The sequence below is a fragment of the Auraticoccus cholistanensis genome, assembly GCF_009742705.1.
Classification (GTDB): Bacteria; Actinomycetota; Actinomycetes; order Propionibacteriales; family Propionibacteriaceae; genus Auraticoccus; species Auraticoccus cholistanensis.
On sequence record NZ_WPCU01000001.1, the window covers coordinates 92,696 to 108,529 of the forward strand.

The following is a 15,834-nucleotide window of genomic DNA, read 5'->3' on the forward strand; positions in this document are numbered from 1 at the left end:
GTCGGGGCGGTCCGTCGGCACATCTGTGGACAACTCTGGGGCGGAACGCCGTCGGCGCCGCGACCCCGCGCCTTGCCACCATGCCGGGGTGACGAGACGCCTCCGCGCCGGCCTCGCGGCCGTCCTGCTGCTGACCACCGCGGCCTGCTCGTCGCCGCCGGAGGACGACGAGCAGCAGGAGCGCGACCGGGCCGTCGCCTGGCTGGCCGAGCAGCCCGCGGTCGCCTCAGCCGCGCCCGAGCCGACCGTCTACGGCGACGACCAGGACGACCAGTGGATCCGGGTGGCGACGCAGCCGGGTCTGCCGGACGCCGAGGTGCTGGCCCTGGTCGACGCCATGCAGCAGGAGGTCCTCGACTGGGACCGGTACGGCGGCAGCGTGCTGCTGTCGGTCGACGGCATGGAGACGGTGATCCGCCCGGGCACCGGCCACCAGGCGCTCGAGCCGGCCCTCTGGCTGCGCGGCGACGGACGTGCCGAGTCCGCGACGGTGGGCGACCACCCCGACTACGTGGTGACCGCCGCGCCGTGCGAGGTGTTCGACCTGGTCGCCGACTACGACGAGCGGGCGGGGGAGCAGGCGCGCACCACCCGGGAGGTCCGCTCCGGTGACGGCTCGGCGTGGGTGCGGTGGACCCGCTCCGACGAGCTCGGCATGGAGCTGCCCCGGGACGCCGTGGCCGAGCTGGACGGGCTCTGCCGCCAGCACCCGGGCACCCGGGGGTGGGTGGAGGGCCAGGCCGGCCGGTACGACGAGGTCCGCGGAGCGGTGCTGCTCGACCCCGACGACGTCACCCTCGAGCAGGTCGTCGACGACGTGGACGGCCTGGTCGACCCCGAGCCGTTCTCCCGCGGGCTGCTGCTCGGCTGGGGCGGGCTGCGGGCCGGGGCCGACGTCTTCGCCGACACCTTCAGCGGGCAGCGGCTCGAGTGGGCCGAGACCGCCCTGGACGCCGGCGCCGACCGGGTGCTCGGCCCACCGGACCCCGGGTACGCCAGCGAGCCGAGGCTGACCCAGATCCAGGTCAGCGACCTGGACGCGTGGGCGGAGGTCCACGACCGGCTGCAGGAGGTCGCCGGTGTCGAGTACCTGCCGATCGACCTGTTCCGGGAGCGTCAGCCCGAGGACCAGCTGGCCGCCGACGGTGAGCTCCACAGCGCCTCGCCGCTGCCGCGGGCGTCGGCGGAGCGGCGGCTGGTCGCCGAGGTCGCGCCGGTGGCGGCCGTGCGGCAGGTGGCCGTGTCCACCCGCGTCCACCTGGTCGTCGACAGCGACGTCGGCGACGCCGACCTCGACCGGCTCCTGCGCGCCACCGCCGAGGCGTTGTCCCGCACCGACGAGGACCAGCTCGGAGACGACGTCCAGGCCGAGTTCGTCGTGTTCGAGTCCCTCTGGGACCGCTACCTGCGGGTGGGTGCGGTCGTCGACGGCGAGTTCCAGCCCGACCAGGAGGCCGAGGCCGGCGGGTCCCGCTCGCCCGACCGCTTCGCCGCCTCCTGGGCCCGCGTCAGCTGAGGCATCTCCGCCCGACCCCTGGGTCTGCGGCAGCCGCTGACGTACAGTCGGACCCGTCAACGTTGACGAGAGGATCCGCCATGCTCTGGGACAAGCTCCGACGCCGGCCACGACCTGACGCCGAGCCGAACCCTCCCACGATCGCGGCCTCGCACCCCTCCAGCTACTCGCACGAGATCGAGCTGGCCCTCATCGCCGCCGTCTACTCCGCCGCGGGCGGTGAGGACGAACCGGCCGCCGACCCGCTCACCGTCCGCGTCGTGGTCGACCGCTGGCACCGCCACCGCGCCGGCAAGCCGGCCGACAGCCTGTCCCACATCTCCAGCCTCGACGACCACGCCTTCTGCCGGGTCCTCGACGACCGCACGCGGCTCGGCGGGCGCCCGCGCAGCTGCGTCATCCAGGACGCCGCCGACCGCCTGCTGGAGGCCGGCATCTCCTGCGCGGCCGACCTCGCCGCCGACCCGCTGCGCGCCAGCCGCCAGCTGGAGCAGGTCCGCGGGTTGGAGGCCCGCGCCATCGGCCAGCTGTTCCAGCTCCTGGAGCTGCCGCACTCGACGGCCGCCTGAACCCGGTCGCCGGCCCGCTCCCGGCCGCCCCCGGAATATCCGCACCCGGGCCTGAGGTTGGCCTGAGCATGACTCAGACGACTCTTGACGCCCGCGCATCCGGCACCTACGACATCAAGGACCTCGGCCCCGTCACCCGCCTCGGCTTCGGCGCCATGCGGATCACCGGCGACGGCATCTGGGGTGAGCCGGCCGACGCCGACGTCGCCCGCTCGGTGCTGCGCCGCGCCGTCGAGCTCGGGGTCGACTTCATCGACACCGCCGACGCCTACGGCCCCGACGTCAGCGAGCGGCTGATCGCCGAGGCGCTCCACCCCTACGGCGACGTCAAGATCGCCACCAAGGTGGGCAACACCCGCCAGGGCCCCAACATCTGGACCCCGGTCGGCAACCCGGCCTACCTCCGCCAGCAGGTGGAGCTGAGCCTGCGCAAGCTCAAGGTCGACACCCTCGACCTGCTGCAGCTGCACCGCATCGGCCCGGACGTCCCCGCCGACGACCAGTTCGCCGAGCTGGCCGCGATGCAGAAGGAGGGCAAGATCCGCGCCCTCGGCCTGTCGGAGGTCACCGTCGCCGAGATCGAGCAGGCGAGCAAGCACTTCACCGTCGCCACCGTGCAGAACCGCTACAACCTGACCTACACCGACGCCCAGGACGTCCTCGACCACTGCGAGGCCAACGGCATCGGCTTCATCCCGTGGGCCCCGATCGCCAGCGGCGAGCTGGGCAAGCCCGGCGGCATCGTCGCCGACATCGCCGACCGGCTGGGCGCCACCTCCTCCCAGGTCGCGCTGGCGTGGCTGCTGCGCAAGTCGCCGGCCATCCTGCCGATCCCGGGCACCGGCTCCGTGGCGCACCTGGAGGAGAACATCGCCGCCGCCTCGCTGGAGCTGGACGACGAGACCTTCGAGGCCATCACCAAGGCCGCCGAGCAGCAGTGACCCCGTCGACGCCGGGCTCCCGCACCACGCGGGGGCCGGGCGTCGTCGTGTCCGGACCTCCTCGCGCGCGCGTCGGAGCCGCTCAGGCGTCGCCGCGCCCGCTCGGGCGCGGGCGGCCGAGCCAGCCCACCACGCCGCAGACCAGCCCGACGAGCAGACCCAGCGCGGCCGTCACCGTGTCGCCGGACCCGTCGGCGCGCAGCAGCTCCACCACCCCGGCCACCAGCACCAGCGGCGAGAGCACCAGCAGCACCACCGGCACCCACCCGGGCACGGGCTGACGACCGCCCCGCCAGGGCGTCCTCACCGCAGCCACTCGCGGGCCGCAGCGCCACGACGGGAGCTGGGGACGACCGGGCGGACGGCCCGTCGCGGGAGGTCGACCGGGCCCGGTCCCGCGGTGTCGCGGCTCATGGCACCTCCCAGGTCGTCGGCTGATCGGGGACGATAACAGGGCCCGGGTGCCCGGCGACGCGGCACCGCCCGCCCCCAGTGTGCGGTCCGAGGAACCTCGGTGAGCTGCTCGGCGCGCACACTTCCGGCATGCGCCGTCGTCTGCTGCTCCTGCTGGTCGCGCTCACCACGCTCGGCGGGTGCCTGCTGACCGACGAGATCGACCCCGAGGACCCCGGCGAGCCCGAGGTCCGCGAGGCGGCCGCCCGGGCCGAGCCGCCGTTGCGGGCCCTGCTCGACGCCGTCCGCGGTGAGCGCCCGCCGCTGGCCACCGCGGCCTTCGACGTCTGCGACGCCGGCCAGCACAACTGGAAGATCGACACCGAGTGGGACTGGCACTGCTCGCTCGAGCTGGTGGTCGTCGTGGACGGCGGGGACGTCGAGACCGGCTTGCGGGAGCAGCAGCGGCTCGCCGAGGCCGCCGGCTGCACCTCCACCTACAACTCCGCGCAGCACCACGTCGAGGACGCCGAGTGGCTCATCACCCGCTACTGGCGCCAGTTCGGCTCCCGCCCCGACTACACCGCCAGCGACCTGCCGGGCCTGCGCTACGAGTGCCTGGGAGGCGTCCAGCTCGAGGCGCACCCCAGCGACGACCAGGACGACGACCCGCTGCCGGCCCACCGGCAGAACCCGGCACCGCCGCTCGCAACCACCCCCGAGGGCGTGGACGCCAGCCGCCAGTACTTCCGCTACGACCGGCCCACCGACGCCGACATCGACCAGCTGTGGACGCTGCAGCAGGGTCGCGAGCTCACCCTGGTGCTGACCGCGGTCGCCACCTACCACCGGGACTGACCAAGCCGGACGAGCCCGGCTTCGCCCGGATGCGCTGCTGGCTCCCCGGCCTGTCGGGTGCCCTCGGACCGCGGGCCAGCCGCGTGCCGGCTGTCGGCGCCGCCGGATATCGTCACCAGGGTCCGAGCGGAGAGGATCGACGATGACCACCACCGTGCCGAGCACCATGCGCGCCAGCGTCCTGCTGGAGGCGAAGCGGCTCGAGCTGCAGGAGCGCCCCGTCCCCGAACCGGGTCCGGGCGAGGTGCTGATCCGGGTCCGTTCGGTCGGCGTCTGCGGCTCCGACGTGCACTACTACGAGCACGGCCGCATCGGGGACTTCGTCGTCGAGCAGCCCCTGGTGCTGGGCCACGAGATGTCCGGGGTGGTCGCCGCGGTCGGACCGGGCGTCGACGAGGCACGGGTGGGGGAGCGGGTCGCGGTCGACCCGCAGCGGCCCTGCCGCACCTGCCGGCTCTGCAAGACCGGCCACCTCAACCTGTGCGAGCGCATGCAGTTCTTCGCCACGCCGCCGGTCGACGGCGCCTTCGCCGACTACGTGGTGGCCCCCGCCGACTTCACCTTCGCCGTCCCCGACACCCTCAGCGACCACGCCGCCGCCCTGCTCGAGCCGTTCTCGGTCGGCATGTGGGCGTGCGGCAAGGCGGCCCTCGAGCCCGGTTCGCGGGTGCTGATCAGCGGCGGCGGCCCGATCGGGGCGCTGACCGCGCTGGCCGCCCGCAGCTACGGCGCCACCGAGGTCGTCGTCACCGACCTGGTCGAGTCCCGCCGCCGGCGCATCCTCGACTTCGGCGCCACCGCCTCCCTCGACCCCACCGCCGCCGACGTCGACCTCGGCGAGCTCGGGGTCGACGCCTTCATCGAGTGCTCCGGCGCCACCCCGGCGCTGCTGTCCGGGCTGGACGCGCTGCGCCCCGGCGGCCGCGCCGTCATGGTCGGGCTGGGCGCGGAGACGATGCCGATCCCGGTGCAGACGATCATGAACAAGGAGCTCACCCTCACCGGCATCTTCCGCTACGTCGACACCTGGCCCAAGGTCATCGCCGCGGCCCAGCAGCCGGGGGTCGACCTCGACGCCCTGGTGACGGCCGAGTTCGACCTCGAGGACGCCGAGTTCGCGCTCACCGCCGACGCGGACCCGACGTCGATGAAGTCCGTCGTCGTGGTGTCGCGGTGAACGTCCTCGACACCTTCTCCCTCGCCGGCAGGACCGCCCTGGTCACCGGCGGGTACCGCGGCCTCGGCCTCGCCTTCTCCCGCGGGCTGGCCCAGGCGGGCGCCGACGTGGTGATCGGCGCCCGTGACGTCGACGCCTGCACCGAGGTCGCCGCCCAGCTGGCCGCCGAGACCGGACGCACGGTCGTCGGCACCGCCCTCGACGTGACCGACCGCGGCTCGGTGCAGGCCGCCGTCGACGCCGCGCTGGCCGCCACCGGCCGGCTCGACGTGGTGGTGAACAACGCCGGCGCCTGCATCCACCGGCCCGCCCTCGAGGTCCCCGACGAGGAGTGGCGTGCGGTGTTCGACACCAACGTCGACGGGCTGTGGAAGGTCAGCCAGGTCGCCGCCCGCCACCTGGCCGACGCCGGCGGCGGGGTGATCGTCAACATCGGCTCCATCTCGGCCGAGATCGTCAACCGGCCGCAGTGGCAGCCGGCCTACAACGCCTCCAAGGCGGCGGTGCACCAGCTGACCAGGTCGCTGGCCGCGGAGTGGGCGCCGCTCGGCATCCGGGTCAACGCCATCGCCCCCGGCTACGTCCGCACCGAGATGGCGCCCGTGGACGACCCCGCCTTCAAGCCGCGCTGGATCGACGACGCCCCCATGCAGCGCTACGCCCTGCCGGAGGAGATCGCGCCCACCGTGGTGTTCCTGGCCTCCGACGCCTCCAGCTTCATGACCGGCTCCGTCGTCACCGTCGACGGCGGCTACACCCTCTTCTGACCGCGAGCAGCAGCCCGCACCGGACGACCACGACAGGATGCCCACGATGACGACCACCATGCGCGCCGCCTACCTCCCCGGGAACCGGACCGTCGACCTCAAGGACGTTCCCGTGCCCACCCCCGGCCACGGGCAGGTGCTGCTGCGGATGCGGGCCTCCACCATCTGCGGCAGCGACCTGCGCGCCATCTACCGCGAGCACCTGGGCACCGGCCCCGAGGCCTACCAGGACGTCGTCGGCGGGCACGAGCCCTCCGGCGAGGTCGTCGCCGTCGGGCCCGGCGTGAAGGAGCGTGCGGTGGGCGACCGCGTCGTCGTCTACCACATCAGCGGCTGCGGGCTCTGCGAGGAGTGCCGCAAGGGCTACCAGATCAGCTGCACCTCCCCGATGCGGGCCGCCTACGGCTGGCAGCGCGACGGCGGGCACGCCGACTTCCTGCTCGCCGAGGAGGCCGACCTGCTGCTGCTGCCCGACAACCTCACCTTCCTCGACGGCGCCTGCGTGGCCTGCGGGTTCGGCACCGCCTACGAGGCGCTCTGCCGTCTCGACGTGTCGGGCCGGGACCGGCTGCTCGTGGTCGGGCTCGGCCCGGTCGGGCTGGCCGCCGGGCTGCTGGCGCGGGCCATGGGCGTCACCGAGGTGATCGGCAGCGACCCCAGCCCCGAGCGCCGCCAGATCGCCGAGCGGCTCGGCGCCGTCACCACCCAGGTCGACGAGAGCCTGCCGGTCGAGCAGGTGGGGGCCGACGCCTCCGTCGACTGCTCCGGAGCGGGCGCCGGGCAGCTGGCCGCGCTCAGGGGCACCCGCCGGTGGGGCCGGGTCGCGCTGGTGGGGGAGGGTGCCGAGCTCACGGTCGACGTCAGCGAGGCCATCATCCACCGCCAGCTGACGCTGCACGGCTCCTGGGTGTCGTCCACGGTGCGCATGGCCGAGCTGCTGGACCGGCTGTCCCGGTGGGAGCTGCACCCCTCGGTCGTGGTGACCGACACGTTCGGCATCGAGTCCGCCGCCGACGCCTACGCCCTGGCCGACTCCGGCCGGACCGGCAAGGTCGGCATCACCTGGGACTGAGCGCGCGCCCGGGTGCGCGGGTTCACCGCGCGTTCACGCCCAGGTCTGGTTCCGCCGGCCCGCAGGGTGCATGCTCCTGCCCATGAGGCACCCCGCTCCGCTGTCCACCGCCGTCGCCCTGGCCTGCGTGGCCACCGTCGCGCTCGTCGCCGCGCCCCGCGCCGCCGCGCAGCCGGAGGTCCCGGAGCTGCCGCTCGGCCCGGCCGGGCTCACCCAGACCGAGGTCACCACCCGCCTCGCCGACGGCGTCAGCCACACCCGGATCGTCCGCGGCGCCCCCGACGCGGCCACCCCGTGGGTGGTCGAGCTCTCGATCCCCTCCACCGGCCCGGACCCGGACGCCCCAGCCCGGGCGGTGCAGGACCGGGCCAGCGCCGACGCGCTCGTCGCCGACCTGGCGGCCGCCGGGTTCGCCGCCGAGGTGCAGCCGGTGCAGCAGCCGGCCACCGCCGACGTCCCGGCGTCCGTGCTCGGGTACCGGGTCCGGCTCACCGAGGGCCACCCCTCCCAGCAGGCCGCCCGGGCCGCGGTGACCGCGCTCCGCACCGCCGGATTCAGCGCCCGTGACTGGTACCGCGGCTGGGACGGCGGCAGCGCCGACGCCGGCCGGTGGACGGTCAACGTCCTCACCATCGACCCGCGCACCTTCGACGGCGAGCTCGGCGCCTCCTACGGGCCCGACCTGGTCGACCGCGAGACCGTCACCGAGCTGGCCGCCGAGGCCGGCGCGATCGCCGCGGTGAACGCCGGCTTCTTCGTCCTCGACCCCGCCGCCGGTGCCCCCGGTGACCCGGCCGGGGCGGCCGTCTACGACGGCGAGCTCGTCTCCGAGCCGGTCGGCGACCGGCCGGTGCTCCTGCTCCGCGACGACGCCCGCCGCACCGACGTGGTCCGTCCCGGCTGGCAGGGCAGCGTCACGCTCCACGGCCGGTCCCGGCCCGGCGGGCGCGACGCGCGGACCGCGGAGCTGGACGGGCTGAACCGCGTCCCCGGGCTGGTGCGCAACTGCGGCGGCACCGGTGACCAGCCGACCGACCGCCCGCTGCACGACGTCACCTGCACCGACGACGGCGAGCTGGTGGCCTTCACCACCGCGTTCGGGCCGACCACGCCCAGCGGTCCCGGCCGGGAGGTGGTCGTGGACGAGCACGGGCGCGTGGTCCGCGTCGCCGAGCAGCGGGGGACGGCGCTGCAGCCGGGCCAGCGCTCGGTGCAGGCCACCGGGGACCGGGTCTCGGAGCTGGTGGCCGACGAGGGCAGCCGGCTGCGGCTGCGCACCTCGCTGACCGACGCAGGACGTCCGCTGACCCGCGACGGCGTCTCGGTGCTCAACGGCGGCCCCGAGCTGGTCCGCGACGGGCGCACGCACGTCACCCAGCAGCGCGACGGGATGGTCCGCCCCGACGACCCCTCCTTCGCCTACGGCTGGGTGCTGCAGCGCAACCCGCGCACCTTCGCCGGGGTGGACGACCAGGGCCGCACCGTGCTGGTCACCGTGGACGGCCGGCAGCCCGACGAGCTGGGGCTGTCGATCCCGGAGGCGGCCGACGTGGCGGTGGCCCTCGGGCTGCGTGACGCGCTCAACCTCGACGGCGGCGGCTCGACCGCGATGGCCGTGGGTGGCGAGCTGGTCAGCAACCCCTCCGACGCCGCCGGCGAGCGGCCCGTCGGTGACGTGGTCTACGTGCGCTGACGGGCGGGTCCTCCGGACCCCGTGACGCGGGCGAGCCTCCGGACCCCGTGACGCGGGCGAGCCCTCCGGGCTACGGTGACCGGACCACCCCCCGAGACGACGAGGTCCTCGAGATGCTCCGCACCGCCCTGATGATGCTGACTGCCGCCTCCGTGCTGGTCGCCTCCAGCGTTCCCGCGGCCCACCCCTCCGACGAGACCGACGCGGCTGCGGACGAGCCCGCGGTCTTCCGCGCCCCGCTCGACCCCGACGCCGACCCCTTCATGGTGACCGTCGACGGCCGCTACCACCTGATGACCACCCAGGGCGACCGGCTCACGATCAAGTCCGCCGAGTCGATCGCCGACCTGCCACGGGCCCGGGTCCGCACCATCTGGCGCGGCGCCGACGACGACCCCTCGCGCAGCACCCAGATCTGGGCGCCGGCCCTCTACCGCTCCACCGCGCCGGGGGAGAGCAGCCCGCGCTGGTACGTGTACTACACCGCCAGCGACGGGGTGGACGCCAACCACCGCATGTACGTGCTGGAGTCCGAGGGCGACGACCCGACCGGGCCGTACCACTTCAAGGCCAAGATCGCCGACCACGGCACCTACATGATCGACGGCGAGCCGATCACCGTCGGCGGCCGGCAGTACTTCACCTGGAGCGCCCCGGGCCGCGGATTCGAGGGCGGGCCGCAGCAGATCTACCTGCAGCCGATGGACACCCCGTGGTCCACCAGCGGGCCCGTGGTCGCGCTGCCGGTCGAGCGCGGCACCTGCCCCGAGGTGCGGGAGGGCCCGACCTCGATCGTCCACGACGGCCGGCTCTTCCTCACCTACTCCAGCTGCGACACCGGTAAGCCCGACTACTCGGTCTACGCCATCTCCATCGACGCCGACGGCGACCCCACCGACCTCGCCCAGTGGCGCACCCACGACCGGCCGCTGCTGCAGCGCCACGACGCCGCCGGCGTCTTCGGCCCCGGCCACCACTCCTTCTTCCGCAGCCCGGACGGCACCGAGGACTGGATCGCCTACCACGCCAAGAACACCAGCGAGTACACCTACGAGTGGCGCAGCACCCGCGCCGCCCGGGTCGGCTGGGACGCCGAGGGGCTGCCGCTGATCGACCCGCCGGTGGCGCTCGGCACCGACGTCGTCGTCCCCTCCGGCGACCCCGGCCCCGGATCGCGGGCGATCAACGACTTCGACGAGGGCACCGGCCTGTTCGAGGTCGAGTACGCCGGCGAGTGGCACTCCGGCACCGGCTGCGGCCACCAGTGCTACCGCGGCGACGACCACTGGAGCTGGACCACCGGCAGCACGGCCACCATCCGCTTCACCGGCACCCAGATCGCGCTGTTCAGCGTCCGCGACGTCGGCAACGGCATCGCCGGCATCTCCGTCGACGGCCGCCCCGAGGAGCTGGTCGACCTGTACTCCCGGCCGCGGAGCGGTCAGGCCCAGCACTGGACCAGCCGGCTGCTGCCTCCCGGGGAGCACACGGTGACCGTGCGCGTCACCGGCCGGAAGAACCCCGCCTCCGGCGGCACGGTGGTCAGCCTCGACCGCGCCGAGGTCTGGGACGACCGCGCCCGCTGACACGCGTGTGGGCTGCGTGCCTCCTTGACGGATGCGCTGCACCTGGTGAATGCTTTCACCATGGCCGGTCGACGACGCGACACCGAGGGCGCTGCAGCCCGCCGGGTGACGCTGCGCGACGTGGCCGAGGAGGCCGGGGTCTCGGTGACCACGGTGTCCTACGTCCTCAGCGGTCGTACCGACCGCGCCACGGGGATGCCGGCCGAGACCCGTGAGCGGGTGACGGCCGCCGCAGCCCGGCTGGGCTACACCGCCAACACCGCCGCCCGGGTGCTGCGCCGGCAGCGCACCGAGCTCATCGCGCTGGCCTACGCACCGCCGGTCAGCCCCTGGCTGGACCAGCTGACCGCCCAGTGCGAGGACCTCGCCGCTGAGCGCGGGTACTCGGTGATCGGCCTGCCCATCCGTCACCCGGAGCGGGCGGCGCACTCGCTGCGGGTGCTGGAGCGCGGCTACGTCGACGGCGCGATCGTCGTCTCGCTCCCGGCCGGCATCGACATCAGCCACTACGCCCGCACCACCCGGGCCCTGGTGGTGTTCCACGAGCACCTGTCGGTGCCCCGGGTGGACGTGGTGCGCGCCCACGAGCGGGCCGGCATGACCGCCGCCACCCGCTACCTGATCGAGCAGGGCCGACGGCGCATCGCCTACCTCGCCCACGCCGCCCCGGTGGACGGCTCCCCGGGCGAGCGCTACGCCGGTTTCCGCGCCGCCTTCGCCGAGTCCGGCCGCCCGCTGCTCACCGACCTCGTCCGCACCGGCGCCGACGACCGAGCCGAGGCCGTGGTCGCCGTCCGGTCGCTGCTCGACGGTCCCGACCCGCCCGACGCCCTGGTCAGCGAGTCCGACCGTGGCGCGCTCGCCGCGCTGCAGGCCGCCGCCGACCGCGGCATCAAGGTGCCCGACGACTTCGCCGTCATCGGCGCCGGAAACACCTCCGAAGGCCTGTTCGCCTCACCGCCGCTGACCAGCGTCGGGAGCGACCAGCTCGAGTTCCGCCCGCTCGTCGAGGCCCTCTTCGCGCGCATCGAGGACCCCGACCGTCCCGCCCAGGAGATCGTCATGCCGTGGCGGCTCCACCACCGCTCCTCGGCCTGAGGTACGCCCCACCTCCAGCCCGCCCGCTCGATCTGTCCAGCTCGCCCGCTCGCACACACCAGCTCGCCCGCTCGACTTCCCGACCCTCGATCCGCTCGTCCCCACCGGCAGTCCGGCCCGTCGCGGCCGCTGCGGGGCGTCCCCGCACGCCCTCCCTGCACCCGCACACACCTCGAAGGAGACGTCGATGTACTCCAGCCTGACCAGCTCCCGCCTGTCCCGCCGTGCCGCGCTGAGGCTCGGCCTCGGCACCACCGTCCTGGGCGCGGTGGGCGCCGGAGCCGCCTGCGCCCCCGTCACCCCCGACACCGGAGGCGGGCAGGGCGAGGGCACCTTCACGATCTACTGGAACGCCGGGCACGCCTACGACGCGTACCAGCAGGTCATCGACCAGTTCGGCAAGGACCACGACCTGGTGGTCAACTGGCAGAAGTTCCAGTGGCCGGACCTGACCACCAAGCTGGTCGCCGACTTCCGCTCCGGCAACGTCCCCGACCTCGTCGAGGAGCCCGGCACCGCCAGCATCCAGTACGGCGTGCAGGGCAACGTGATGGCCCTGGACGACCTGGCCGCCAACACCGACATCGGCTTCCCCGACGACTTCCTGCCCGAGTCCATCCTCGCCCGCCAGCACGAGGGCAAGACCTACGCCGTCCCGCTGCACCTGACCGCCAACGGGCTGCTGTTCTACAACCGCACGATGCTCGCCGACGCCGGCTTCGACACCCCGCCCACCACCTGGGAGGAGTTCCGCGAGGTGGCCCTGGGCACCACCCGCGACGACGTCTCCGGGTTCGCCGTCAACTCCGACTACTCCTACAGCGCCCCCTGGTACCTGCAGCACGAGGTCACCTTCGCCTCGGTCGAGGACGGCGACTTCCTGGTCCCGAGGGAGCGCGGCGACGAGGTCTACGAGTTCCTGCAGCGGCTCGTCCACACCGACCACGTGTCGCCGGCGCCCGTGGCCACCACGGACTACTCGGGGCCCCAGAAGCTGTTCTCCGCCGGCCGTGCCGCGATGTTCCTCACCGGCCCCTGGGACCTCGGCCCGGTCCGGCAGGGCAGTCCCGACATCGACCTGGGCGTCGCCGAGCCGCTGACCGGCACCGTCCAGGCGTCGTCGATGGCCGGCGCCGGCCTGATGATCCCCACCCAGGCCAAGGACCCCGAGCTGTCCTGGGAGCTGGTGGGCCGGCTGACCGCGCTGGAGACCGAGCTCGCCGCCACCGCCGCCACCGGCATGTCGATGCCGCGGCGCAGCTGGGCCGACTCGCCGGAGGTGGCCGGTGACGAGGTGCTCAGCACCGTCGCCGCCGCGGTGGGGCTGGTCAGGGCCGAGAGCACCGAGCTCGCCGCCCGCGGCGTCCAGACCCAGGTCAACGACCTGTTCAAGGCCGCCTACGAGGCCATGATCATCCAGGGCCGACCGGTGGCCGAGACCCTGGACGGCTTCCGCGAGCAGGCCCGCGGGGTGCTCGGGTGAGCGCCACCGCGACCGCACGTCGGCCGGCTCCGAGCTCGCCGCCGGCCCCGCCGCGGGGCCGCCCACGGATGGCGCGCCGGCAGGCGGTGACCGCCTGGCTGTTCCTCTCCCCGGCCGTGGTCTTCTTCCCGCTGATGTTCTTCCTGCCGATCGGCAGCCAGCTCAACGCCGCCCTCTTCGGCGGGGTGACCAGCAGCGAGTACGTCGGCGCGGGGAACTTCACCCGGGCGCTCGCCGACCCCGAGGTGCTGCACTCGTTCCTGATCACCCTCGGCTTCGCCGCCGGCAGCCTGGTGGTGGGCATCGTGCTGGGTCTGCTGCTGGCGCTGGTGCTGAACCAGAGCCTGCCCGGGCGGACGCTGTTCCGCGCGGTGATCCTGATCCCGTACCTGACCTCGATCTCCATCATCGGGCTGCTGTGGCGCAACATCCTCGACCCGCAGGTGGGCATCCTGAACCGGCTGCTGGACGCCGTCGGGCTGCCCGGGCAGGCCTGGCTCAGCACCCACCCGCTGGCCACCATCATCGGCATCGAGGTGTGGGCCACGGTGGGCTACACGATGGTGCTGTTCCTGGCCGGTCTGCAGGGCATCCCCGAGGTCTACTTCGAGGCCGCGCGCATCGACGGGGCCGGACCGTGGCGCCGGTTCCTGCACCTGACCCTGCCGCTGCTGGCCCCCACCACGTTGTTCGTGTCGATCATCGGCGTCATCGGGGCGCTGCAGCAGTTCGCGCTGCCCTACATCGTCACCGGCGGGGGACCGGGCAACGACACCTCCCTCTACGCCCACCGCGTCTTCCGGGTCGCCTTCAACGACAACCAGTTCGGCTACGCCTCGGCGCTGTCGCTGCTGCTGCTCGTGGTGATCCTCGTGCTGTCGGTGGTCCAGCTCAAGATCGGAGACCGCACCCATGACGGCGCTTGACCTCCAGCCGCGGGCGATCCGCCCCGAGCGGCTGTTCCCCGGCGACCGGGTGGTGTCGTACCTGCTGCTGCTCCTCACCGGGCTGCTGACCGTGCTGCCGCTGCTGTACATGGTGTCGCTGGCGCTGCAGTCCGACGCCGAGACCTTCGCCGGCGACCCGGTGCTGATCCCGGCCGCACCCCAGTGGGACAACTTCGTCCGGCTGTTCGAGGCCGCCCCCTTCGGGCGCTTCTTCCTCAACAGCCTGGTGATGGCCGGGGCGATCACCATCTCGCACCTGGTGTTCGACCCGCTCATCGGCTACGCGTTCGCCAAGTTCGACTTCCCCGGCAAGCGGATCGCGTTCGTGGCCATCCTGACCACGCTGATGGTGCCGTTCTTCGTCAGGATGCTGCCGATCTACGCGATCTTCTCCCAGCTCGGCTGGACCGACACCTACCGCGGCCTGGTCGTGCCGTTCCTGATCGACGCCTACGGCATCTTCCTGATGCGCCAGTTCATCTCGCCGCTGCCCAACGAGCTGATGGAGGCCGCGCGGGTGGACGGCGCCTCGGAGCTGCGGATCTACGCCCAGATCATCCTGCCCCAGCTGAAGCCGGCGCTGGCCGTCCTCGGGTTGTTCTCCTTCGTCTTCCAGTGGAACGAGTTCCTCTGGCCGCTGATCGCCACCAGCCGCACCGAGATGCGGACCATGCCGATCGGGCTGACGCTGTTCAACCAGGAGTACTTCACCCAGTGGAACCTGACCGCGGCCGGGGCGCTGATCCTGTTCCTGCCCACCGCGCTGCTGTTCGTCCTCACCCAGCGCTTCCTGGTCCGCGGCATCGCGCTGTCCGGGCTCAAGTGACCACCCCCAGCAAGGAGATCCCATGACCGACACCTCCCGGACCGCGCGACGACCCAACGTCGTGGTCTTCTTCACCGACCAGCAGCGCTGGGACACCCTCGGGGTGGCCGGCAACCCCACCGGCCTGACGCCCAACCTCGACCAGATGTCGCAGCGCGGCACCATGTTCGAGGTCGCCTGCACCCCCAACCCGGTGTGCGCCCCCGCCCGCGCGGCGCTGCAGACCGGGCGCTACCCGACCGGGGCGGGCGTGCACCGCAACGGCATCCCGCTCGACCCCTCGCTGCCCACGCTCGGCCGGGTCTTCCGCGACGCCGGCTACCGGACCGGCTACATCGGCAAGTGGCACCTCAGCGAGCACAACCCCGTGCCGGCGGCCGAGCGCGACGGCTACGAGCACTGGCTCGGCTCCAACCTGCTGGAGTTCACCTCCGACGAGTACAAGACGGTGGTCTACGACCGCGACGACGCCCCGGTGCAGCTGACCGGCTACCGCGCCGACGCGCTCACCGACGCGGCCATCCGGTTCGTGGCCGCCGAGGACGAACGGCCGTTCATGCTGTTCGTCTCCCTCATCGAGCCCCACCACCAGAACGAGCTCGACACCTACCCGGCTCCGGAGGTGTACCGCGACTGCTACACCGGAGCGTGGATGCCGCCGGACCTCGCCGCCCTGCCCGGCACCGCCCACAAGCACCTGGCCGGCTACTACGGGCAGGTCAAGCGGCTGGACGAGTGCCTGGGACGGCTGCGGGACGCCCTGATCAGCCTGGAGGTCGCCGAGGACACCGTGCTGGCCTACACCTCCGACCACGGCTCGCACTTCAAGACCCGCAACGGGGAGTACAAGCGCTCCGCCCACGACGGCTCGATCCGGGTCCCGCTGCTGCTGGACGGCCCCGGCTTCC

At 73.6% G+C, this 15,834-nt stretch carries 15 protein-coding genes (1 of these 15 running past the window's edge); 14 read left to right on the forward strand and 1 reads right to left on the reverse strand.

Annotated elements, in window-relative coordinates; genetic code table 11:
- Window positions 1-88: 88 nt before the first annotated feature.
- The 3 genes from GC722_RS00420 (at window position 89) to GC722_RS00430 (ending at window position 3,026) form a co-directional block, all read left to right on the forward strand.
- Window positions 89-1,516 carry a hypothetical protein gene (locus GC722_RS00420; protein WP_156606983.1) on the forward strand — a complete coding sequence of 476 codons (1,428 nt, stop codon included), beginning with the start codon at window positions 89-91 and terminating at the stop codon, window positions 1,514-1,516.
- Window positions 1,517-1,596: 80 nt separating this feature from the next.
- A complete protein-coding gene (locus GC722_RS00425; RefSeq protein WP_156606984.1) occupies window positions 1,597-2,085 on the forward strand; it encodes a hypothetical protein in 489 nt (162 codons plus the stop codon).
- A gap of 68 nt (window positions 2,086-2,153) precedes the next feature.
- Entirely contained in the window at window positions 2,154-3,026 is an 873-nt protein-coding gene (locus tag GC722_RS00430; protein WP_156606985.1) for an aldo/keto reductase, read from the forward strand.
- An 82-nt stretch (window positions 3,027-3,108) separates the two neighbouring features.
- On the opposite strand, the gene GC722_RS00435 is transcribed toward GC722_RS00430, so the two are convergent.
- Complete coding sequence (locus tag GC722_RS00435; protein ID WP_156606986.1) at window positions 3,109-3,300, reverse strand: hypothetical protein; 192 nt, start codon at window positions 3,298-3,300, stop codon at window positions 3,109-3,111.
- Between the two features lie 269 nt (window positions 3,301-3,569).
- On the opposite strand from GC722_RS00435, the gene GC722_RS00440 reads away from it, so the two are divergent.
- From GC722_RS00440 to GC722_RS00490, 11 genes are all read left to right on the forward strand, one after another.
- Window positions 3,570-4,277: a hypothetical protein gene (locus GC722_RS00440; protein WP_156606987.1), complete on the forward strand. Its 708-nt coding sequence runs from the start codon at window positions 3,570-3,572 to the stop codon at window positions 4,275-4,277.
- Between the two features lie 142 nt (window positions 4,278-4,419).
- Window positions 4,420-5,454, forward strand: a complete 1,035-nt coding sequence (locus tag GC722_RS00445; protein ID WP_156606988.1) for an NAD(P)-dependent alcohol dehydrogenase — start codon at window positions 4,420-4,422, stop codon at window positions 5,452-5,454.
- Entirely contained in the window at window positions 5,451-6,221 is a 771-nt protein-coding gene (locus GC722_RS00450) for an SDR family NAD(P)-dependent oxidoreductase (protein WP_331714235.1), read from the forward strand. The genes GC722_RS00445 and GC722_RS00450 overlap by 4 nt, the downstream gene beginning before the upstream one ends.
- A gap of 46 nt (window positions 6,222-6,267) precedes the next feature.
- The gene (locus GC722_RS00455; RefSeq protein WP_231747260.1) at window positions 6,268-7,293 is read left to right on the forward strand and encodes a zinc-dependent alcohol dehydrogenase family protein; all 1,026 of its coding nucleotides are present in this window, start codon (window positions 6,268-6,270) and stop codon (window positions 7,291-7,293) included.
- Between the two features lie 82 nt (window positions 7,294-7,375).
- Window positions 7,376-8,986, forward strand: a complete 1,611-nt coding sequence (locus GC722_RS00460) for a phosphodiester glycosidase family protein (RefSeq protein ID WP_197429635.1) — start codon at window positions 7,376-7,378, stop codon at window positions 8,984-8,986.
- A gap of 113 nt (window positions 8,987-9,099) precedes the next feature.
- Window positions 9,100-10,572, forward strand: coding sequence for a family 43 glycosylhydrolase (locus tag GC722_RS00465; RefSeq protein ID WP_156606990.1), 1,473 nt, complete (start codon window positions 9,100-9,102; stop codon window positions 10,570-10,572).
- Window positions 10,573-10,632: 60 nt separating this feature from the next.
- Complete coding sequence (locus GC722_RS00470; protein ID WP_156606991.1) at window positions 10,633-11,670, forward strand: LacI family DNA-binding transcriptional regulator; 1,038 nt, start codon at window positions 10,633-10,635, stop codon at window positions 11,668-11,670.
- A 187-nt stretch (window positions 11,671-11,857) separates the two neighbouring features.
- Window positions 11,858-13,153 carry an ABC transporter substrate-binding protein gene (locus GC722_RS00475; RefSeq protein WP_156606992.1) on the forward strand — a complete coding sequence of 432 codons (1,296 nt, stop codon included), beginning with the start codon at window positions 11,858-11,860 and terminating at the stop codon, window positions 13,151-13,153.
- Window positions 13,154-13,221: 68 nt separating this feature from the next.
- Window positions 13,222-14,079 carry a carbohydrate ABC transporter permease gene (locus tag GC722_RS00480; RefSeq protein ID WP_156606993.1) on the forward strand — a complete coding sequence of 286 codons (858 nt, stop codon included), beginning with the start codon at window positions 13,222-13,224 and terminating at the stop codon, window positions 14,077-14,079.
- On the forward strand, window positions 14,066-14,926 hold the full coding sequence (locus GC722_RS00485; RefSeq protein WP_156606994.1) for a carbohydrate ABC transporter permease: 861 nt from the start codon (window positions 14,066-14,068) through the stop codon (window positions 14,924-14,926). The genes GC722_RS00480 and GC722_RS00485 overlap by 14 nt, the downstream gene beginning before the upstream one ends.
- Window positions 14,927-14,948: 22 nt before the next feature.
- Window positions 14,949-15,834 carry the 5' portion of a sulfatase-like hydrolase/transferase gene (locus tag GC722_RS00490; RefSeq protein ID WP_156606995.1) on the forward strand. It continues 473 nt past the right edge of the window, so only the first 886 of its 1,359 coding nucleotides appear in the window; its start codon is at window positions 14,949-14,951; its stop codon lies off the right edge, out of view.